Source organism: Azospirillum sp. TSH64, from assembly GCF_003116035.1.
Classification (GTDB): domain Bacteria; phylum Pseudomonadota; class Alphaproteobacteria; order Azospirillales; family Azospirillaceae; genus Azospirillum.
The window spans coordinates 3191302-3210630 of sequence record NZ_LGQW01000015.1 but is presented as its reverse complement, the minus strand read 5'-3'; the positions used below and the strand labels follow the sequence as shown (position 1 = coordinate 3210630).

The following is a 19329-nucleotide window of genomic DNA, read 5'->3' as shown; positions in this document are numbered from 1 at the left end:
TGACCTTGAGCTGCGCTTGCCGGAGACTTTCGCGCAATCGGCGACCGCCCGGCAGAAGGCGTCGCCCCGCACCGGACAAAGCTGTTCCTCGGATAGTTCCCAGGCGACCGGACAAAAGACTTCGACAACATACGGCGCCCCGATTTCGCAGCCCCGGTGACGAAGCAACGCAGCAGGGGAGAAGCGACCATGACCACCGCCACCCGTCTTGGCACGGCCATGCCCGGCCGGCGCCAGTTTTTGTTGCCGCTTGCGCTTGCCCCCATTGCCGGCTGGGCCGTTTGGGCTGCCGGGACGCCGGAGGCGCCGAGCCATCCCGCCAGTCCCTTCCATCTGCCGCTGGACGAGTCAACCGCGATTTGGCGCGACCTGGGCGCCGTGCGGATGGGCGGTCTGGCCGGCGATCCGCAATTTCCGGTGAAGGTGTCGGCGTTGGACGGCCGTCCGGTCACCGTGCGCGGTTTCATGGTGCCGCTGACCGACGGAGCCAGCCACAACCGCTTCATCCTGTCCGCCAATCCGATGGGCTGTCCCGCCTGCGAAAGCCCCGGACCGGCGACCATGATGCATGTCCACACATCCATCGCCCTGCCGGCGACGCGGGAACCGCTGACCCTGACCGGAACATTGCGGCTGCGCCCGCAGGAGGGATTGTTCTATCGTCTGGACCGTGCCGAGCAGCGCTGGGCCTGACCCAGGCGGCCGATTTCCGCGAGGGGCGGCCATGACGGTGGCCGCCGCACGGATGGGCGCGCTGTCGATGGCGGCAGCCCTGCTTCTGTATGGCGGCCTCAGCGTGCCGGCGCCGCCGGCCCTGCGAGGGGCGGAACTGTCCATCGGCCTTCTGATCCTGCTGTCGATCGGTTGGAAATGGCCGCTGGCGGTGGCGAGCGGCCATGCGCTGCGGACGCCCCCCGGCGCTGGATGGATGTCGTCCGGCATGGAATGGATGCCGGTGGCAGTTGCGGCATTCGCCTGGCTGCTGTGGGTGCCGCTGCTGCGCGGGGCGGCGCTGGGGTCGGACCCGGTCGATATCCTTCGCGACGTCGTGCCCCTCTTGTACCTGTTTCTTCCCGTGCTTCTGGTGCCGGCGTTGCGCGCCGCGGGGCGGACCGCCGTGCGGGCCTTGATCGGTGGGCTTGCCATTGCCGGCCTGCTGCTGGCCTTGCGCTGGTGGCGGCAGGCGGATTGGGGGTTCGGCGCCATCGGACAGCGGGCAATGGCCGATGGTGGCGCCTATCTGCTCAATGCGCCTGCGGTGCTGTTCGCCGCCGTGGTGCTGCCGGCTACGGCCTTGTCGCTGGTCGGCATCGGCGGCCGGTTCCGCTGGTGGCTTGCCGCGATCCCCTGTGCCGTCGGCGGGGCTCTCTGTATTGCCGCGCTGGCCGGAGCGGTCCACCGCACCGCGCTGGGACTGGCGCTGCTGTCGCTGGCGCTGATCGCCCTGTGGTGGGCACGGCGGCAGGCGTGGCTGGCCCTGCCTCTGCTGATCGGTCTGGGGTTGGCGGTCGCCGTCGGTGGGGATGCATTGTTCGGTGCGTGGCAGCAGGCGGCGGAGAAGACGCGGCTGACCGGGATCAATGCCCGGTGGGAAGAGGCGGCGGCGGTGATCGAGCATGCCGTCGCCTCTCCCTGGGTGCTGCTGTTCGGCGACGGCTGGGGCGCGCGGATCGCCAACCCGGCGGTCGGCGGCTGGCGGGTCAGCTATACCCACACGCTGGCGAGCTACAGCCTGCTGAAGACCGGACTGTGCGGCATGGTGGCGCTGGCGGCCTATCTCGGCGCGCTGGTCAGGCCCTGGTGCGGTCTGCTGGCTGCCGATCCGCCGCTGGCCCTGGCGGTGGTGCCTCCGCTGGCGATGGCGCTCTGCCTCCACACCAGCTTCAAGTACCTCGACACCGGCGTCATCCTGACGCTGATGCTTTTGGCGGCCGAGTGCAGGAAGGGGTTGTCTGATCCCTAGAGGATCTTCATACTTTCGCGTGTAATTCATGCTTCGGTGCGCCGTGCCGCTCGATCGACCGTCCATCATTTTCGTCAACCGTGTGTTCCCGCCTGACCGCGGGGCGACCGGCCGTTGCCTGTCGGATTTGTCCGCGCGGATCGCGGCTGCCGGCTGGCGGGTGACGGTGGTGACGGATGGCGAGCAGGGCAGCGATGAGGTGCCGAACCGCGCCGTTCCGGACGGGGTCACGCTTGTCCGCACCGGCCGCGGGGTAAGGAAGGGTGAGCGGCCCGACACGCGCGCCTATCTCGATTCGCTTTGCCGACTCACGGCTCGGGCCCTGCGCCTGCCGCGCCACGACCTCGTCGTCACGATGACCGATCCGCCGATGCTGGCGCTGGCCGGTCCGGTTCTGGCTGCGCGCCATGGTGCGGCGTCGCTGCACTGGTGCCAGGATCTTTACCCGGACCTTCTTCCGGTGCTGGGCGTGCGGATGCCGGAACTGCTCCTCCGCGTCGCTGGGGATGGCATGGCGCGGGCATTGCGGCGGCAGGATGGGGTGATCGCGATCGGCCGCTGCATGCGCGAACGCATCGTCGCATCCGGCGTGGCTGCGGATCGCGTGACCCTGTTGCCGAACTGGCCCGATCCGGCAATCCGTCCCCTGGAGAAGGCCGGCAACAGCCTCCGCCGCTCACTGGGTTTGACGGAGGGGGACGGACGCTTTCTGGTGGCCTATTCCGGAACGTTGGGCCTTGCCCATCCGATGGACGGCGTGCTGGAGGCGGCGGCCCGGCTGCAGCACAGCGATCCATCCGTGATTTTCCTGCTGGTCGGCGAGGGCAGGGGATTCGCCGCGGTGGAAGAGGCCGCACGCCTCACGGGTTTGCGCAACCTGCACCGGCTTCCCTGGCAGCCCGCCGACCGGCTGGCGGAGTGCCTGTCCGCCGCCGACCTGCATCTGGTGGCGATGGACCCGGCGGCGCAGGGGCTTCTGGTGCCGAGCAAGCTGGCCGGGGTGCAGGCGGCCGGCCGGCCTTGCCTGTTCCTGGGACCGGAGGGAAGCGAGGCAGCGGCCCATATGGATGGATGCGGCATGGTGATCGACCCGTTCGATGGGGTCGCCATTGCCGAAGCCGTGCGCGCCTATGCCGCCGCCCCCGACCGCTGCACAGCGGAGGGCGCACGCGCTGCCAGAATGGCCGAAGCCTGGAGCGCCGACCGTGCCGCCGCGGCCTTCGTCGGGTTGGCCCAACGTCTGGTCGAGGCACGCCGCGCCGTCCGGCCCCTGTTGGGGAGGCCGTTGCCCCATGCCTGACGGCGTCATCGCCCCGCGTCACACCCAGCCTCGGCCGCATGCGATGACGCTCGCTCTGCCGATGGCCGGAGGGGAGGGTGATTTTCGCGGCTTCGTTCGCACCCTGCGGACCGGCTGGCGCTGGTTGCTCGGCGGCTGGTTGGGCGGTCTGGCGCTTGCGGTGGCGGCTCTATGGCTGGTGACGCCGGCCTATACCGCGGCGATGGTGATCGGGCCGACGGCCCGGGTCGGCTCCGCCGCGATGGGGGCACGGGTGCCGACGCTCAACGGCCGTGACTCTGCCGGTGTTGCCGAGCCGGGGGCGGGGGACGAATCGCTGTCCGACTTCGCCCGCTATCTTGAGCTGTTCGGTTCGGGACCGGTGGCCGACCGTCTGGCTGCGGACCCCGCCATCCTGCGCGCCCTGTTTGCCGAGCGCTGGGATGCGGAGGCCGGGCGTTGGCGTCCGCCACCCGGACTGTTCCCGACGCTGAAGCGGGCATTGCTGGCGGTGGTCGGCCGCGAGGATTGGGTTGAGCCGGACGGCGACCGCGTGGCGCGCGCCCTGCGTGATCGGCTGGTTGTCGACATGCTGCGGTCGGGTCCGATGCGGCGGATCACCTTCCGCCATCCCGACCGGGCGATTGCAGTGGAACTGCTCGGGCGGATTGCCGCGGCCACCGACGCCCATCTGCGGGCGGAGGCGGCGCGGCGCAGTGCCGCCCAGATCGCCCACATCAAGCTTCGTCTCGGTGCCGTCACCGTGGCGGAACACCGGCAGGCGCTGAGCGACCTGCTGCTGGACCAGGAGCGGGTGGCGATGATGATCGGCGTCGATCTGCCCTTTGCCGCCGACATGATCCAGCCGCCGGCCGCCGCCACCCTGCCGGACTGGCCGAACCCGGCCGTGGTGATTCCGCTGGCCGGACTGGTCGGGCTTGTCGCCGCCGGATTCGCCCTGTCCGTCTCCCACGCCCTGCGGGAACGGACGACGGGGGTGGAGGCGGCACCATGAGGATTTCCACCATGCCTGCGCCCGCCATGACCGCCATCCCGGTCTCCGTGGTGGTGATGACGCGCAACGAGGCTGCGAACCTGCCGCAGTGCCTGCCGTCGCTCACCCGATTCGCCGAGTGTTTCGTGGTCGACAGCGGTAGTGATGACGGCACGCCGGACATCGCACGGTCACATGGCGCCCGCCTGATCGCCTTCCGCTGGAATGGCCGCTATCCCAAGAAGAAGCAGTGGTGCCTGGATACTCTGCCATTCGCCCATGACTGGGTTCTGTTCGTCGACGCCGACGAGCGGCTGACGGCGGAGCTGGTTGAGGAGATCGCCCGGCTGATGGCGGCTGGCCCTGCCTGCGCCGCGTACTGGATCGACGGCAGGCCGGTCGTCCGCGGCCGGCGGCTGCGTTTCGGCTGCTGGAATCGCAAGCTTGCTCTGCTGGACCGTCGGCGCGCGCGCTTTCCCGATCAACCCGACCTGGATATCGCCGCGATGTGGGAGGTCGAGGGGCATTACCAGCCGCAGGTGTCCGGAACGACCGGCCGGCTTCGCCACCCGATGGACCATGAGGATGCCAAGCCGCTCTCGGCCTGGTTCGACCGCCACAACCGGTATTCCGACTGGGAGGCGGCGATTCGTGCCGACGGCCGGATGGAGCGGCTGATAACGGGTGAACCGGATGGCGGCTCCAGTGCCCCTCATAGCCTCCGCGCCCTTCTTGGCCGGCGTATGCAGAAGCGGCTTTTCCAGCGCCTGCCGGGCCGGCCGCTCTTGGCATTTCTGCATGCCTATGTGCTGCGCCTTGGCGTCCTCGATGGCGCAGCCGGGCTCGACCACGCGCTGGCGCGCGCGTTCTACTATTGGCAGGTCGGGCTCAAGATGCGGTCGGCGGCAATGGGACCGGGAGCGTTCGACCGTTTCCCGTCCATCCGCGCCGCTTCCGAGCCTGTCCGGACTGTCCGTCCGGCGGGCGACCCTTATTCTTCGAGCAGCGCGATCCGGTCGCCACCCAGCGCCTTCAGCAGGTCGAAGGTCCGCTTGCGCACACCCGGATCCTCGATCCGGTAATAGGCGCGCACCAGTTCCAGCGTCTCGCGGCGGGCCATCGATTCGAACTCGTCCGTCTCGCTCATCGCTTCGGACGGAACTTCCGCGGCAATCTGGTCGGGCGACGGCATGTCGTCGAAGAAGTAGCTGACCGGCACACCGAGAACCTGGGAGAGGTTGTAAAGGCGGCTGGCGCTGATGCGGTTCGACCCACGCTCGTATTTCTGGAGCTGCTGGAAGGTGATCCCAACCGCTTCGCCCAGCTTTTCCTGGCTCAGGCCAAGCAGGGTCCGGCGAAGCCGCAGGCGGGCTCCGACATGGATGTCGATGGGGTTGGGACCTTCGCCGCGGCGCGACAGGGTGTGGGCGGGGGCGAGTTTGGTCTTGGTCGCGCTCATAAGTCGTACCTCAAAAGGAAAGCCAGAGGGAAGGCGCCGCGGGAATGCTTAGTTCAGAAAGTAAATTCTATGCAACCATTTGTGCGTATCAACGGTCCGTTTGGGTGGAAGGGGGAGGAAGAGTGCGAAAGACATTAAGTTTCAGGGCATCGGAAACGTAATTTCGCGTATAGAGCGGGAAGATGGTGGCGCAATGCCAGTGCGACTCGTTGAGCCAGGACGATCATTGCCGCGTGTGCGGCCCCATGGCCGAAATGCCGTTGTCGAATCGCTGTCTGCTCATGCCTGCCAGCGGTTGCGTCGCGCTGCGACAGGCCGCCGGCCGCGAACAGGCAGACCGGCCAGTGCAGCCGTTCGGCCCGTCCGCGCTTCAGCACCGACAAGGTGAAGTCATAATCGGCCGCGATCCGGTACCCGGAGTCGAAGCGCAGTCCTGCCAGTGCCGACACGGAGTAGATCATCGCCTGATGGTGGGTGAACATGCCCAGCGATGCCCAACGGTGGGAGCGGGCACGCTTCAGCAGGATACGTCCGTCACCCAGCCGCTCCAGCGCATCGCCATAGAGAAGGGCGCAGTCGGGATGCCGGGCAATCGCTTGCAAAAGCCGGATGCCGCTGTCCGGCTCCGCCAGCCGGTCGCCGGCATTCAGGAACAGCACATGGCTGCACCCCAGCCGGCCCGCGGCGGCGAGCGCATCGTTCATCGCATCGTACAGCCCCGAGTCGCGGGCTGAGCGCCACCAAAGCGGGACATCGGCATGGTCCGCCAGCCACTCCGCCGTTCCATCGGTGGAGGCGCCATCGGCGACCAGCCAGACGATGCCGGGACCGAGCTGCCCGCGCAGGCTGTCATAGGTGTCGGCCAGTCCGGCGCGGTCGTTGCGGACCACGGTCAGCATGGCGAGTCGGAGCGGGGCGGGCGCCGTCATCGCGTGATCACCGAAATCGAGGCCGCCGTGATCGCCAGTTGGCTCAGGATGTTGCCGATGGCCTTGGTGGCGTCCAGTCCGTCGAAGGGGCGGGGGTCGCGCGGCACCACCAGGATCGACCCGGGCGGGATAACGTCCACCCGATGGTTCCAGGAGGACAGCGCCAGCGGCCGTGCCCGTCCGTCCGGCAGAACCAGGAAGCTGCGGCCGGTGTCGGCATCGCGGGTCGGGCCGCCCGCCTCGTTCAGGTAATCCTCGGCACCCTTGCCGCTGACGAACTGTGCCGCGGTCGGGTGAAGAACCTCGCCCGACACCGCCACGGTCAGCGGTCGTTTCGGGATCACGATCCGGTCATCGGGTTCCAGCAGCGGGTCGAGAGCCGGGCGGCTGCGCAGGACAGCCGGGTCCGCTTCCACCACCACGCGGCCGAGCGGTTCGGCTGCACGGAGCTGGGCCGCGAGCTGGCGGGCCAGTGCGACATTCTCCGCCTTCACCGGCTCGCCCTTCTCCACCTCCAGCGCCAGCGCGCGCTCCAGTTCACGCGCTTGCAGCTGGAACTGCTCCCTCTCGCGGCGGCGTTCGCTCTCGCGGGTCAGCACGGCCCCAGCCGGATAGGCATCGTCGATCAGGCCGCCGGCCCGCGCGATCAGGGAGGACAGCGTCTCACCGCGGCCGATGTCGTAGCGGCCGGGACGGCGCACTGCCCCTTCGATGGCGACCGCGCGGGCCTCCAGCGCCTGCGGGCGCGGGTTGATCCGCAGCGCATCTCCAGGGCCGATCCTGCGGGCGCCGTCGCGGGTCAGGTCGATGGCGCTGCGCGTGCCGTTGGCGGCCGTCAGTTCCGCCACCGTGGGGTCGGCGTCGGTGGAGAGCCCGCCTGCCGCCGCGACCAAGGCCGCCAGCGGCGTGAGGTCGGCGACCGGATAGCCGCCGGGATCGCGCACGGCGCCACGCAGCTGGACGGTCCGCTCCCCAATCACCGCGACGATGGCCGGATCGAGCACGGCCGCCAGCATCGACGGTTCGGACTCGTCGTCCGCCTTGCTGTCCGTCCTCGATTCGGCGGGCTTCACCAAGCCGCGGATGTCGTCGGCGGCGAACAGGTGAATGCGGTCTCCGTCGCTCATGGCACGGTCGGCGCGTCCGGCAGCCACCTCCTGTGGGGAGAAGGGCAGATAGGTGCGGGTCAAGGTCCGCCGGTCATAGCGTTCGACGATGCCGAGCAGCGGATACACGTCCCGCTTCAGCGCCTTGCCCTCCGCCAGCGCCTGACGCAGCGTGGCCCCGGCCGGCAACCGGCGGGTGCCGGGCCGGCGGACATGGCCGAGCAGCTCATAGTGAGGCGCTTCCGATTCGACGATGGTCTCGCGCGCGCCGGCGCTCTCCGGCCCATCGGCCACGGGATAGAAACCGGGCCGCGGCGCACCGGTAAGCCGCAGAACGGAATGGCGCAGGGCCAGCGGCAGCAGGTCCGGCACCGTTGCGAACAGGGGCGGGCAGGGGGTGCGGGAACCGGTCAGCGTGGCGGCGGCGCGCGCCTGCGGACCGGTGGCGAGGGGACCGGCCGGCTCCGCCGCCAGGATGCGGGCCAGCGCCACCAGACCGGGACAGGCATCCGGCGGCGGCTGGCGTTCGCCGCGCAGCAGGGCCAGCACCGCCTCCGACGTCAGGAAATCGACGTCGGCAGTCCCCAGGACATAGAGCGTGTCGCCGTCCGAAAGCTGTCGGCGGTCGCGTCCGTTCAGAACGGCCGACAGGTCGACCGGCCGCAGGTTGCGCGCCGCCTTCGTTGGGGCAGTGCTCTCCAAGGCGGCGAAGGGAAAATAGGCCGATGGGCCCAGGTCCGCACGGGAAAGCAGTCCGGGCAAGGATTTAACTCGGGTGAGCGCACGGGGGCCGGGACGCAGGACATGTCCGTCGAGCCGAACCTCGCCGCGGCGGTCTTCCCGTTCCGGCACGATCAACAGCAGGTCGCCGTCACCGAACCGCTTGGCGTCGGCGTCGGCGATCTCCTCCGCCGTTTCCTCGCCCGACGGCCCGATGCCGAATCGCACAAGCCGGCCGCGGCCGGGCCGCAGCGCACCACCGGCAAGGTCGCGCATCTCCGACGCCGACAAGGGGCCGCCACCCGGCGGCAATTCATAAATGCCCGGCCGCTTCACCGGTCCGGCAATTGCGACGGTGGCGCCGAGCGGCGGGACGAACAGGCGGTCGCCGTCACGCACCGGCATATCCGCATTGCCAGTGGCACCGGCGATTTGCAGGGCATAGAGGTCGACCATGACCGCACCGCCGGACCGCATCAGCCTGACCGCGCGCAGGCTGCCGCCGCGATCCACGCCGCCGGCGGCCGACAGCGCATCGAGCACGGTGGCGAAGGCGCTGATCTCCTGCCGGCCGGGGCGGCGGACGGCGCCGGTGACCAGCACGCCGATCCGCCGCACCTCCGCCAGCGACGCGAAGGCATCGGTGCTGGGCCAGGTGGCGGCGACGGTGGCGGACAGGTCGCGTCGCAGGGCGTCCAGCGTCAGGCCGGCAGCCGTCAGCGGCCGCAGGTCGTCCACCACCAGCTGGCCGTTTCGGTCGACGGTGAAGCGTTTGCTGAAGGATTTCTGCCCGCGCAGGGTGACCAGGATTGTGTCGCCTGTGTTCAGGACATAGTCGCCCTGGATGGCGCCGGGCGCGGCCTCGGCCGTCGAAGCCGCATCGGTTGCAGAAGCAAACAGGTCATAGCCGAATTGGCGCAACGGTTCTCCCGCACGTGTGGAGAAGGCCGCCTCCAGGGGGGAGTCCGTCGATGCCGGCTGAGGACGCGGCAATAGTGGATCGCTCCGCGCAGGCCCGGCGGCCGACACGGCGCACGCCCACAGAATCAACGCCGCCCCGGGCGCAATTCGGGCGAATATCCTGCACGCAGCAGCCAACATGGATGTCCAACAACCCCAGCAATCACCCGCACAGCGCGAGTGATCGACGCTGAACACTATCGCGTGCAATAGGCCGAATGGCAATGGCCTGCGTCCGGGGCGCCATGCAAAAGGGTGGCATCCATGGATGGCGGGGCGGCGCTATGATGAGGCCGCCTTCCGCCGGTCCGAACCTTTCCGGGGCGGCGAAACAGTCAAGAAAGTCAACGGCGTGATCGTCATCCACAGCGAAGAGCACCGGCTGCAGGCCGGCCGGTCCGAACTCAACGACGGCCAACTCGTTCCCTGTTACGAGAAGCCCGCGCGTGCCGACATCGTCCGGGCGCGGATCGAGGCGGTCGGGCTGGGGCCGGTCGTGGAGCCCACCCGTCACGGCATCGACCCGCTGGAACGGGTGCATGACGCCGGCTACCTCGGCTTTCTCCGGACCGCCTGGGACGATTGGGTGGCGGAGCATGGTGCCGACATCGACGCGCTGCCGCTGAACTGGGTGGCGCCGGGAATGTCGCGGCGGCGGGTGCCCCGGTCCATCGACGGGCGGCTCGGCTTCTACTCCTTCGATGCGGGGACACCGATCACCGCGGGCACGTGGCGGGCCGCGACATCCGCAGCCGACAGCGCACTGACAGGCGCCGACCGGCTGCGGGCCGGCGACCGCAGCGCCTTTGCGCTGTGCCGTCCGCCCGGCCACCATGCCGGCCACGCCTTCTACGGCGGCTATTGCTTCCTGAACAACGCGGCCATCGCGGCGCAATCCCTGCGTGACGGCGGGGTTGCGCGCGTGGCGGTGCTGGACGTCGATTATCACCATGGCAACGGCACCCAGGAGATCTTCTGGGAGCGCGGCGACGTGCTGTTCGTGTCGATCCATGCCGATCCGGCCGACGAGTTCCCCTATTTCTGCGGTCATGCCGATGAGAGCGGGGCAGGCGCCGGGGAAGGTGCCAACCTGAACCTGACGCTGCCCTGGGGGACCGACTGGAACGGCTACGCCCAGGCGCTGGCCGTCGCGGCGGCACGCGTCCGCGAGTTCGGCGCCGACGCGCTGGTGCTGTCGCTGGGTGCGGACACCTATGGCGGCGACCCGATTTCCCGCTTCCGCCTGTTGTCGGAGGATTTCCTGCGCATGGGCGCCGCCATCGCCGGAATCGGCCTGCCGACCCTGTTCGTGCTGGAAGGCGGCTATGCCGTCGACGATCTGGGCGTCAATGTCGCCAATGTCCTGACCGGCTTCGAGCAGATCTGAGGCAGCGGGACGGCTGCGGGGATGGTCATACCGTTGCCGGTGCGGACGAATCGTCCTAAATTGATGGGAAGTTCGGCATCTGAGTGAGGATGCGGGCGGTGGCTGCCGACCTTTCCATCTCCAGCCCGTCGATCGGACCCTATTCCACCCCGCGCACCGTACCGCTGCGGCGGGATGGGAAGGGCGCATCCGGTGCTCAGGCATCCGGCACTCAGGATGGCGAGAGCGGCTCCGCCGACAGCGTCACCCTGTCCGACGCAGCCCGGCAGCAGGTCCAGAAACTCAAGCAGGCCGACACCAGCGTCCGCCAGCATGAGGCGGCGCATCAGGCGGCCGGCGGTGCCCATGCCGGCGGCGCCTCCTTCACCTTCACCCGCGGTCCGGACGGCAAGAACTACGCCACCGCGGGCGAGGTGCCGATCGATGTCAGCGCCGAATCGGAACCGGCGGCCACCGTCGCCAAGATGGAGCAGGTCAAGGCCGCGGCGCTCGCTCCGGCCGATCCCTCGCCTCAGGATTTGCGGGTCGCCGCGCAGGCCGATGCGGCGAAGCTGCAAGCCCAATCGGAACAGCGCCGGCAAGGTGGCGATACGGCATCCGCACGCGCTGCCGCCGCCTATGGCGCGGCACAGGGGCTCGGCAATGCCGGACGCAATTCGGGAACGGCGAGGGGGCTGACGGTCTGACACCGCTGCGGCCGGTGCCGGTCGCCAGTGTCAGCTCCCCTCTCGACCGGTCAGCGACGCGGGGTTGTTTCGCCGTCCAGCGTCAGCAGGGCGCCATACAGCTCCGGCCGGCGGTCGCGGAAGACGCCCCAGGAGGCACGCTGCGCCGCGATGCGGTCGAGGTCGAAGCTGGCGGTCAGGACCGTCCGGCTCTCGCGGTCGGCCTGCGCCACGATCTCCCCCTGCGGGCCAGCGATGAAGGACGAGCCATAGAAGGTCAGCGCGCAGCTTTCCCCCTGCTCAACCCCGACTCGGTTGGAGGCCACGAGCGGCATCAGGTTGGCGCCGGCATGGCCCTGCATCACCCTGGTCCAATGGCCCTGGCTGTCGATGGAGGAGTCCTGCGGTTCCGATCCGATGGCGGTGGGGTAGAGCAGGATCTCCGCCCCTTTCAGCGCCATGACACGCGCCGTCTCCGGGAACCATTGGTCCCAGCAGATGGCGCAGCCGACCGTGGCGTAGCGGGTCTTGAACACCTGGATGCCGCTGTCGCCGGGGCTGAAATAGAACTTTTCCTGATAGCCGGGACCGTCGGGAATGTGGGACTTGCGATAGATGCCCAGCAGGCTGCCGTCTGCATCGACCATGGCCATCGAGTTGTAATAGGCGTTGCGGGCCCTCTCGAAGAAGCTGACGGGGATGACCACCGACAGCTCCCGCGCAAGGGCTTGCATCCGTTCGATCACCGGGTGACCGTCGGCCGGCGCAGCCAGTTCGAACAACGACTGCTTCTGGTCCTTGCAGAAATAGGGGGTCTCGAACAGCTCCTGCGGCAGGATGATCTGCGCGCCCTTGGCGGCAGCCTCGCGAATCAGCGATTCGACGCCATCGACGTTGGCGGCACGGTCCCAGCTGCAGGCCATCTGGGTGGCGGCAACGGTGACGGTACGGGACGAAGGGGCGGTTGGCGAAGCGGTCATTGCGGGCTCACGGCTCCTGTAACGGGCGGTTCGGGGCTTGTGTGACCAAAGGTCGCGGCAGTTGCAAGTGGTCGGAAGGAAATTATCAGCAATTTAGCGAAATATTCATTTAACGCTCTGGTGCTGTACGAATTGCCAAATAAAAACGATCCAATTGGCAATGATCATATCGATCATCATATGCGGATATGGTGTCTACCGACGGCACCAAAAAGATGGACGTGACACAAGTCGGCCATGCGAAGAGTCGGTGAATGTGTTCTGCTTACTCCGCCGGTGATTTGGATGACCAAAACCGACATATCATTGCATGCCGGTGACAGGTGGCTGCGCAATTGATTTGCGCTTTGCACACAACACGTTATGATTGGATGACGCAGCCATGCCCACTCGTGTCAAGGTGGTGTTACCAGACAGGCATGGACCCGGTGGATGCACTGCGGCGGCGTCGCCTCGACAGGCGGCTGTCCGTCCAATGCAGCCGGCGGGCTGGGGTGGCTGTGGGCACGGGAACGACGGCAGAGAGATTGTCGGTATGGAGGCGTCTGTCAAGGGGTGGGAGTCGGAACGCCCCGGCGAGTCGGAAGACGCGGCCGGTTCGGCCGACGGTGCTTTATCGTTCGTCGTCCGGGACGTGAATCGCGCCTTCGCCCGCGCCCTCCAGACACGCATCGCGCGGTCGGGGGTCAGCATGGGGCAATGGTTCTTTCTGCGTGCCCTGTGGGAAGAGGACGGATTGACCCAGCGGGAGCTGAGTCACCGCGTGGGCATGATGGAGCCGACCACGGTCACCGCGGTCAACGTGATGGAGAGCCAGGGGCTGGTTCAGCGCGTGCGCAACAGCCATGACCGCCGCAAGATGAACGTCTTTCTGACCGACAAGGGCCGGGCCCTGCGTCAGACCATGATGCCCAGCGCGTCGGAGATCGCCCAGATCGCCATCGACGGCATTGCGCCGGCAGATCTGGACCTGACTCTGGAGGTTCTGCGCCGTGTCGGCGCCAACCTCAACGCCGCCTGTGCGGCCGCCCGTGACGGCGAAGACGGCGGCGGACGGGACGAGAGGTAGCGCTCGGCCGCTTCGGACCTCCGCTCCCTCCGTCCCGTTTCAGTCGATCTCGGAACACCTGCCCGGAGCGGCCGTCCTTTCGATCGGCGCGCCTCGCGGGTCAATCGTCGTCCGGGTCCGGTGGCGGCGGCAGGCTGGCACCCGTCAGGTTGGCACCGGTGAATTTCGCGTCGCGGATGTTGGCGTCGCTCAGGATCGCCCCGGTCAGGTTGGCGTTGCTGAAATCGCAGTCGGACAGATTGGCCCCGCGCAGATTGGTACGGACGCAGGAACTGCCGGTCAGCTTTGCACCGGTCAGGTTCGCCGCCCACAGGCGACCGGTCGGCTGGCCGTCCGGTCCCTTTATATCGACCCAGCCGACTCCTGCCCCGTCCAGCCGGATCCCGGTCATGTTGGCGCCGCGCAGATTGGCGCCGTCCAGGATCGCTCCGCTGAAATCGGCGCCGTCCAGCACCGCTTCGGAGATGTCGCACATGATCAGCAGCGCCTCGCGCATCTTGGCGCCGCTGAGATTGGCCCGCTTCAGATTGGCGCCCGACAGGTTGACCCCCGTCAGGTCGATGTGGCTGAGGTCGGCAGCGGTCAGGTCGGCCCTGGCGCCCATTGTCCCGTTGGTGTTGATCCAGGTGTAATGGCTGTGCAGCGCTTGCTGGATCTGGACCGAGAAATTATCGGCCGACCGCGCGAGATTGGCGCCGGTGGTGTCGGCTCCGGCCAGATCGGCACCCTCCAGCTTCGCCCCCTGGAGGTCGGCGTTGCGCAGGTTGGCTCCGGCCAGCATGGCGCCGGTCAGGTTGGCGTCGCGCAGCACCGCTCCCTGCAAATTCACGCCCGACAGGTTGCTGCCGCGCAGGTCGGCGCGGGCGAGATTGCAGCTTTTCATGCTGGCGCGCATCAGCGTGGCGCCGGTCAGCAGCGCACCCTCGCAATCGGCTCCATTCATCGACACGTCGGTCAGGTCGGCGCCCGACAGGTTGGCGTTGTTCAGCGACGCATCGTCGAAATCCGTGCCCGACAGGTCGGAGCGGACGAAATCGAGCCCCTTGCCATTCTTGCCGCCATGTCCGCCATACAGCAGGGCGCCGCCGCGCAGGTCGGCCTCCTTGAGGATCGCGCGCTTCAGCTTGGCGCCACGCATATGGGCGCCGCGCAGGTCGGCGCGATAGAGGTTGCAGCCCGACAGGTCGGCCTTCGTCAGGTGCGCGGCGAACAGGTCGGCGGTGCTGAGATTGGCGTTCGACAGGTCGCAATGGGACAGGTTGGCGCCGGACAGCTTGCCCTGGGCCAGATTGACCCCGGACAGGTTCGACCCTTCCATGTTCGCCATGCTCAGGTTGGCGCGCGAACCGCCCGACTTGCTCTTCAGCCAGCGCTCGTGCTTTTCCAGCACGGCAACCAACTCGTGCGGTGTCATCGATCCTGTCCGGTCTGCATGGTTGCGTGGTCCATCGATAGACCAGTGTTCCGAAATAATCTATGCCAAAGGTTAATGCCGCTTCCAGTGCCGCGGTGGCTTGGCGTCGACGGCGTCAGGCCCCATCTGCGGGGCGCCGGGCGCGGAAACGCCGGTCGCAGCCAAGTGAGAACAAGGAGTTGGGGATCATGTCGGGTGGACACACGCTTGCTGCTTTCGATACCGAACTAGCGGCGCTGCGCAGCGCCATCGACCGCATGGGCATACTGGTGGAGCGGCAGGTCGGGCTGGCGCTCGATTCGCTGGCCGGCCCCGATGCCGATATCGCCGGCGAAGTGCTGAAAGGCGACGCCGAGATCGACCGGCTGGAGGCGGAGGTGGAGGCGATGACCGTCCGTCTGCTGGCCCTCCGCCAGCCGATGGCGAAGGATCTGCGCGAGATCGTCGCCGCTTTGAAGATCGCCTCCAACCTTGAGCGCATGGGCGATTTCGCCGGCTCGGTCGCCAAGCGCGCGGTCACGCTGTCGACCCTGCCGGTGGCTCCGCCGGTTGCCTCGCTGGTCCGCATGGGGCGGATGGTGCAGGCGATGATCGGCGACATGCGCCGCGCCTATACCGAACAGAATCCGGAGCTTGCCACCTCCGTCCGTGACCGCGACGGGGAGGTGGACGCCGCCTACACCGCGCTGTTCCGCGAGTTCCTGACCTACATGATGGAGACGCCGGCGCAGATCACCGGCTGCACCCACCTGCTGTTCGCCGCCAAGTCGATCGAGCGCATCGGCGACCATGCCACCAACGTGGCGGAGAACATCAGCTTCCTGGTAAAGGGCCGTCTGCCGTCGGACGAGCGCCGCAAGGAGGACCTCAGCAGCTACGCCGTCGCCCCGCCGCAGGATCGGGTGTGACAGGGAACGCTTGAAAGGGAGCACTTGACAGGCAGCCCGCCCTGTGTTGCGGTTGCGGTCATGAACATGTCCTCGCCCCTCCTGTCGCAGCATTGGTGGTGGCCCGTCTCCAACGGGCTGGCCTGGCGACGCGCGTGAGCGTGGATTGAAAACAAAAGGCCGCCCGGTGCATCCGGAGCGGCCTTTTTTCCTGACCCGTCACAGCGGGTCGCCCAGCGGAAGAACGGACAGGCAGGCGGAAGCACCGGGTGGCGTCACCGAAAAGACGCACGAACCGGAGCACCGCCGTCATGATCCCGTCCCACCTGTTCCTTGCCGATCCTGCCTTCCTCGATCCGTTCGCGGCCACGACCGGTGGTGGCCTCGGCCTGCACCGCACCGCCGAGCCGGTGGTGCCGGCCGAGGCGGTCGATGCGCTGGTCACTGCGCTCGACGAGCGGCGCGGGCTGCTGCTGTCCGGCGGGGTGGAGGCGCCCGGCCGCTACCGGCGCCAGGCGCTGGGCTTCGTCGATCCGCCGCTGTCGGTGACCGCCCGCGGCCGGACCGTGCGCATCGATGCGTTGAATCCGCGTGGGCGCCTGCTGCTGCCGGCCGTGGCCGGGGCGCTGGACGGGCATGAGGCGCTCGTCGGGCTGGAGATCACTGCCGGCCGGGTCACCGCCCTGGTGCGCCGTCCGGCCGGGGTCTTTGCCGAGGAGGAGCGCAGCCGCCAGCCCTCCGTCTTCAGCGTGCTGCGGGCGCTGATGGCGTTGTTCGCCTGCCCGGACGAGCCGTTTCTGGGGCTTCATGGCGCCTTCGGCTACGATCTCGCCTTCCAGTTCGAGCCGATCCGCCGCCGGCTGGCGCGGCCAGACGACCAGCGCGACCTCGTGCTGTATCTGCCCGACCGGCTGCTGGTGGTCGACCATGCCGCCGGGGTGGCGCGTCGCTTCGCCTACGAATTCGTGGTGGACGGCGTCTCGACCGAGGGTGTTGCGGGTGGCGGGAGGGCCCATGGCTACCGACCCGACACCAACGCCGCCGCGGAGTGCGACCATGCCCCCGGCGAGTACCAGCAGTTGGTGCGGGCGGCCAAGGAGGCCTTCAACCGCGGCGACCTGTTCGAGGTGGTCCCCGGTCAGACCTTCGCCGAACCCTGCGCCGACAGCCCCGCCACGATCTTCCGCCGTCTGCGCACTGCCAACCCCGCCCCCTACGAGGCGTTGATCAACCTCGGCGACGGCGAGTTCCTGGTCGCCGCCAGCCCGGAAATGTATGTGCGTGTCGGCCAGGGGCGGGTGGAGACCTGTCCGATCTCCGGCACTGTGGCACGTGGAAGCAATGCGCTGACCGACGCGACGCAGATCCTGACGCTGCTGAACTCGGCCAAGGATGCGGCGGAGCTGACCATGTGCACCGACGTCGACCGCAACGACAAGGCGCGGGTGTGCGAACCCGGCTCCGTCCGCGTGATCGGCCGGCGGATGATCGAGCTGTATTCCCGCCTGATCCACACCGTCGATCATGTGGAAGGGCGGCTGCGCGAGGGTTTCGATGCGCTGGATGCCTTCCTCACCCACACCTGGGCGGTGACGGTGACCGGTGCGCCCAAGCGCTGGGCCATGCAGTTCCTGGAGGATACCGAACATTCGCCGCGCCGCTGGTACGGCGGGGCGTTCGGACGCATCGGCTTCGATGGCGGGATGGACACCGGGCTGACCCTGCGCACCATCCGCATGAAGGACGGGGTTGCCTTCGTTCGCGCCGGCGCCACCCTGTTGTCCGACAGCGATCCGGATGCCGAGGACGCCGAGTGCCGGCTGAAGGCGTCGGCCTTCCTCGACGCGGTGCGCGGTGCCTGCCCGCGGCTGTCGGTGGTTGAGAGCGGCGCCCGGCGGAGCGGGCAAGGGAGTGGGGAAGGCAGGCGGGTGCTGCTGGTCGATCATGACGACAGCTTCGTCCACACGCTGGCCGACTATTTCCGCCAGACCGGCGCCAGCGTCACGACCCTGCGCCACACCCATGCGCGTGCCGCCCTGCGCGACGACCCGCCCGACCTGCTGGTGCTGTCGCCGGGACCGGGGCGGCCGGCCGACTTCGATGTCGGCGGCAGCGTGCAGGCGGCGCTCGATCTCGGCGTGCCGGTGTTCGGCGTCTGCCTGGGACTGCAGGGAATGGCCGAGCATTTCGGTGCGACGCTGGACCGCCTGCCGGAGCCGATGCACGGCAAGGCTTCAGGCTTGCGCCACCAGGGGAACGGGCTTTTCGACGGGCTGCCGCAGGGAATGCGGGCCGGCCGGTACCATTCGCTGGTGGCGCGGCGCGACAGCCTGCCGCCGGACCTGCGCGTGACGGCGGAGACGGAGGACGGGACGGTGATGGCGATCGAGCACCGATCGCTGCCGCTGGCTGCCGTGCAGTTCCACCCCGAATCGATCCTGACTTTGGATGGTGCTGGCGGCGGGGCCGGTCTGGCGTTGATCGCCAACGTCATGGGGACGTTGGCGGGGCGTGCCGGCGAGGCGCTTGAACGCGAAGCGGCGGCCTGATGGGGCCGCCGCTTCGGTAAATCCTGTGGCTTGGGCGAGTGGCGGAAACCCGTCACTCCACCATGCCCAGCGCTTCCTTGTAGAGTTCGAGGATGGCTTCCTGCTCCTGGCGGTCGGCCTTGTCCATCTTCCGCAAGCGAATGATCTGCCGGATGATCTTGGTGTCGAAACCGGTGCCCTTCGCCTCGGCGTAGACTTCCTTGATGTCTTCCTGCAGACCGCGCTTTTCCTCTTCGAGACGCTCGATGCGCTCGACAAAGGACTTCAGGCGATCCGCCGCGATGCCGCCGACGTCGGACATGGCAAAACCTCAAACGATGGGGGTGTTCGTGAACGGGGCGGGACAATATCGGCGGGCGGGGGGAATGGCAAGCCGGCGATGTGCCGCGCCGGTGCACGGCAGGGGCACGGCTGCGTCATCGCGTCGCGGCAACTCCTTCGTACAAGCGAAAGCGTCGCCGGAATTTGAACAGCCCGTGGCTGATTTGTCTGTTCCGATGAAACAATCGTACGATAGGCCTACGCAGCCATTCCCTTTGTTGCGGCGCACCCAATAGGCTGGTATTACCATCGGTGGGTTCGGCTTCACAAAGTCACATGGATCCGGCATGTATGCGCGTCGTCTGTGCCGATAACCCATGGGGGATGCCGGGATCGGCGTATTTGAGGCAGGGGAGTTTTATCTAATGAAAGTCGCCATTCCAAAGGAGCGACGTGCGGGCGAACTTCGCGTGGCCGCCTCACCGGAAACGGTGAAGAAACTGAAGGGGTTGGGACTGGACGTGGTGGTGGAGAGCGGGGCCGGTCTCGGTTCCAGCATCACCGACGCAGCCTTTGAGGCGGCGGGGGCCGCCATCGCCGCCGACCAGGCTTCGGCGCTGGCCGATGCCGACATCGTGCTGAAGGTGCAGCGTCCGCTCATCGCTGCGGAAGGTGGTGAGGACGAACTGGCGCTGATCCGCAAGGGT

At 68.2% G+C, this 19329-nt stretch carries 16 protein-coding genes and 1 pseudogene; 11 read left to right on the top strand and 6 right to left on the bottom strand.

Annotation, left to right across the window (positions count from 1 at the left end; all coding sequences use genetic code 11):
• The first annotated feature begins 189 nt into the window (after positions 1–189).
• From TSH64_RS16055 to TSH64_RS16035, 5 genes are read left to right on the top strand one after another with little or no spacing between them, the layout of a single operon-like run.
• Positions 190–693, top strand: coding sequence for a hypothetical protein (locus TSH64_RS16055; protein ID WP_109446353.1), 504 nt, complete (start codon positions 190–192; stop codon positions 691–693).
• Positions 694–724: 31 nt separating this feature from the next.
• Entirely contained in the window at positions 725–1963 is a 1239-nt protein-coding gene (locus TSH64_RS16050; protein ID WP_109446351.1) for a hypothetical protein, read from the top strand.
• A gap of 28 nt (positions 1964–1991) precedes the next feature.
• Positions 1992–3263: a glycosyltransferase family 4 protein gene (locus TSH64_RS16045; protein ID WP_109446349.1), complete on the top strand. Its 1272-nt coding sequence runs from the start codon at positions 1992–1994 to the stop codon at positions 3261–3263.
• Positions 3256–4257, top strand: coding sequence for a hypothetical protein (locus TSH64_RS16040; protein ID WP_109446347.1), 1002 nt, complete (start codon positions 3256–3258; stop codon positions 4255–4257). Before TSH64_RS16045 ends, TSH64_RS16040 begins: the two co-directional genes overlap by 8 nt.
• Entirely contained in the window at positions 4254–5318 is a 1065-nt protein-coding gene (locus TSH64_RS16035) for a glycosyltransferase family 2 protein (protein WP_247872971.1), read from the top strand. Before TSH64_RS16040 ends, TSH64_RS16035 begins: the two co-directional genes overlap by 4 nt.
• Here TSH64_RS16035 and TSH64_RS16030 read toward each other — a convergent pair.
• The 3 genes from TSH64_RS16030 to TSH64_RS16020 all read right to left on the bottom strand — a co-directional run bounded on the left by TSH64_RS16030 (position 5228) and on the right by TSH64_RS16020 (position 9371).
• Positions 5228–5695, bottom strand: coding sequence for a helix-turn-helix transcriptional regulator (locus tag TSH64_RS16030; RefSeq protein WP_098739736.1), 468 nt, complete (start codon positions 5693–5695; stop codon positions 5228–5230). The two genes, TSH64_RS16035 and TSH64_RS16030, sit on opposite strands and share 91 nt — an antisense overlap.
• 134 nt (positions 5696–5829) lie before the next feature.
• Entirely contained in the window at positions 5830–6624 is a 795-nt protein-coding gene (locus TSH64_RS16025; protein ID WP_109446345.1) for a glycosyltransferase, read from the bottom strand.
• Positions 6621–9371: an SLBB domain-containing protein gene (locus TSH64_RS16020; protein WP_247872970.1), complete on the bottom strand. Its 2751-nt coding sequence runs from the start codon at positions 9369–9371 to the stop codon at positions 6621–6623. Before TSH64_RS16020 ends, TSH64_RS16025 begins: the two co-directional genes overlap by 4 nt.
• 391 nt (positions 9372–9762) lie before the next feature.
• Between TSH64_RS16020 and TSH64_RS16015 the strand changes: the two genes are divergently transcribed.
• On the top strand, positions 9763–10797 hold the full coding sequence (locus tag TSH64_RS16015; RefSeq protein ID WP_109452709.1) for a histone deacetylase family protein: 1035 nt from the start codon (positions 9763–9765) through the stop codon (positions 10795–10797).
• An 89-nt stretch (positions 10798–10886) separates the two neighbouring features.
• Entirely contained in the window at positions 10887–11483 is a 597-nt protein-coding gene (locus tag TSH64_RS16010; protein WP_109446341.1) for a putative metalloprotease CJM1_0395 family protein, read from the top strand.
• A gap of 50 nt (positions 11484–11533) precedes the next feature.
• Here TSH64_RS16010 and aguB read toward each other — a convergent pair whose 3' ends face one another.
• Complete coding sequence (gene aguB, locus TSH64_RS16005; protein WP_109446339.1) at positions 11534–12442, bottom strand: N-carbamoylputrescine amidase; 909 nt, start codon at positions 12440–12442, stop codon at positions 11534–11536.
• A gap of 535 nt (positions 12443–12977) precedes the next feature.
• Here aguB and TSH64_RS16000 point away from each other — a divergent pair.
• The gene (locus TSH64_RS16000) at positions 12978–13511 is read left to right on the top strand and encodes a MarR family winged helix-turn-helix transcriptional regulator (protein WP_109446337.1); all 534 of its coding nucleotides are present in this window, start codon (positions 12978–12980) and stop codon (positions 13509–13511) included.
• A gap of 100 nt (positions 13512–13611) precedes the next feature.
• Here the strand turns inward: TSH64_RS16000 and TSH64_RS15995 are convergent, their stop codons facing one another.
• Complete coding sequence (locus TSH64_RS15995; protein ID WP_109446335.1) at positions 13612–14925, bottom strand: pentapeptide repeat-containing protein; 1314 nt, start codon at positions 14923–14925, stop codon at positions 13612–13614.
• Positions 14926–15113: 188 nt separating this feature from the next.
• Between TSH64_RS15995 and phoU the strand changes: the two genes are divergently transcribed.
• Both phoU and TSH64_RS15985 read left to right on the top strand, forming a co-directional pair.
• Positions 15114–15833 (top strand): phosphate signaling complex protein PhoU, encoded by a 720-nt coding sequence (gene phoU, locus TSH64_RS15990; RefSeq protein ID WP_109452707.1) that lies wholly within the window; start codon positions 15114–15116, stop codon positions 15831–15833.
• A 290-nt stretch (positions 15834–16123) separates the two neighbouring features.
• Positions 16124–18361, top strand: a complete 2238-nt coding sequence (locus tag TSH64_RS15985; protein WP_109446333.1) for an anthranilate synthase — start codon at positions 16124–16126, stop codon at positions 18359–18361.
• 52 nt (positions 18362–18413) lie between these two features.
• On the opposite strand, the gene TSH64_RS15980 is transcribed toward TSH64_RS15985, so the two are convergent.
• A complete protein-coding gene (locus TSH64_RS15980; RefSeq protein ID WP_012973951.1) occupies positions 18414–18662 on the bottom strand; it encodes a DUF2312 domain-containing protein in 249 nt (82 codons plus the stop codon).
• A 385-nt stretch (positions 18663–19047) separates the two neighbouring features.
• On the opposite strand from TSH64_RS15980, the pseudogene TSH64_RS15975 reads away from it, so the two are divergent.
• Positions 19048–19329: pseudogene (locus tag TSH64_RS15975) on the top strand (NAD(P)(+) transhydrogenase (Re/Si-specific) subunit alpha); the annotation flags it as partial.

Coding starts and splice junctions, on each gene's coding strand:
- TSH64_RS16055 (WP_109446353.1), top strand. CDS start 190: ATGACCACCGCCACCCGTCTTGGCACGGCCATGCCCGGCCGGCGCCAG.
- TSH64_RS16050 (WP_109446351.1), top strand. CDS start 725: ATGACGGTGGCCGCCGCACGGATGGGCGCGCTGTCGATGGCGGCAGCC.
- TSH64_RS16045 (WP_109446349.1), top strand. CDS start 1,992: ATGCTTCGGTGCGCCGTGCCGCTCGATCGACCGTCCATCATTTTCGTC.
- TSH64_RS16040 (WP_109446347.1), top strand. CDS start 3,256: ATGCCTGACGGCGTCATCGCCCCGCGTCACACCCAGCCTCGGCCGCAT.
- TSH64_RS16035 (WP_247872971.1), top strand. CDS start 4,254: ATGAGGATTTCCACCATGCCTGCGCCCGCCATGACCGCCATCCCGGTC.
- TSH64_RS16030 (WP_098739736.1), bottom strand. CDS start 5,695: ATGAGCGCGACCAAGACCAAACTCGCCCCCGCCCACACCCTGTCGCGC.
- TSH64_RS16025 (WP_109446345.1), bottom strand. CDS start 6,624: ATGACGGCGCCCGCCCCGCTCCGACTCGCCATGCTGACCGTGGTCCGC.
- TSH64_RS16010 (WP_109446341.1), top strand. CDS start 10,887: ATGCGGGCGGTGGCTGCCGACCTTTCCATCTCCAGCCCGTCGATCGGA.
- aguB (WP_109446339.1), bottom strand. CDS start 12,442: ATGACCGCTTCGCCAACCGCCCCTTCGTCCCGTACCGTCACCGTTGCC.
- TSH64_RS16000 (WP_109446337.1), top strand. CDS start 12,978: ATGGAGGCGTCTGTCAAGGGGTGGGAGTCGGAACGCCCCGGCGAGTCG.
- TSH64_RS15995 (WP_109446335.1), bottom strand. CDS start 14,925: ATGACACCGCACGAGTTGGTTGCCGTGCTGGAAAAGCACGAGCGCTGG.
- phoU (WP_109452707.1), top strand. CDS start 15,114: ATGTCGGGTGGACACACGCTTGCTGCTTTCGATACCGAACTAGCGGCG.
- TSH64_RS15985 (WP_109446333.1), top strand. CDS start 16,124: ATGATCCCGTCCCACCTGTTCCTTGCCGATCCTGCCTTCCTCGATCCG.
- TSH64_RS15980 (WP_012973951.1), bottom strand. CDS start 18,662: ATGTCCGACGTCGGCGGCATCGCGGCGGATCGCCTGAAGTCCTTTGTC.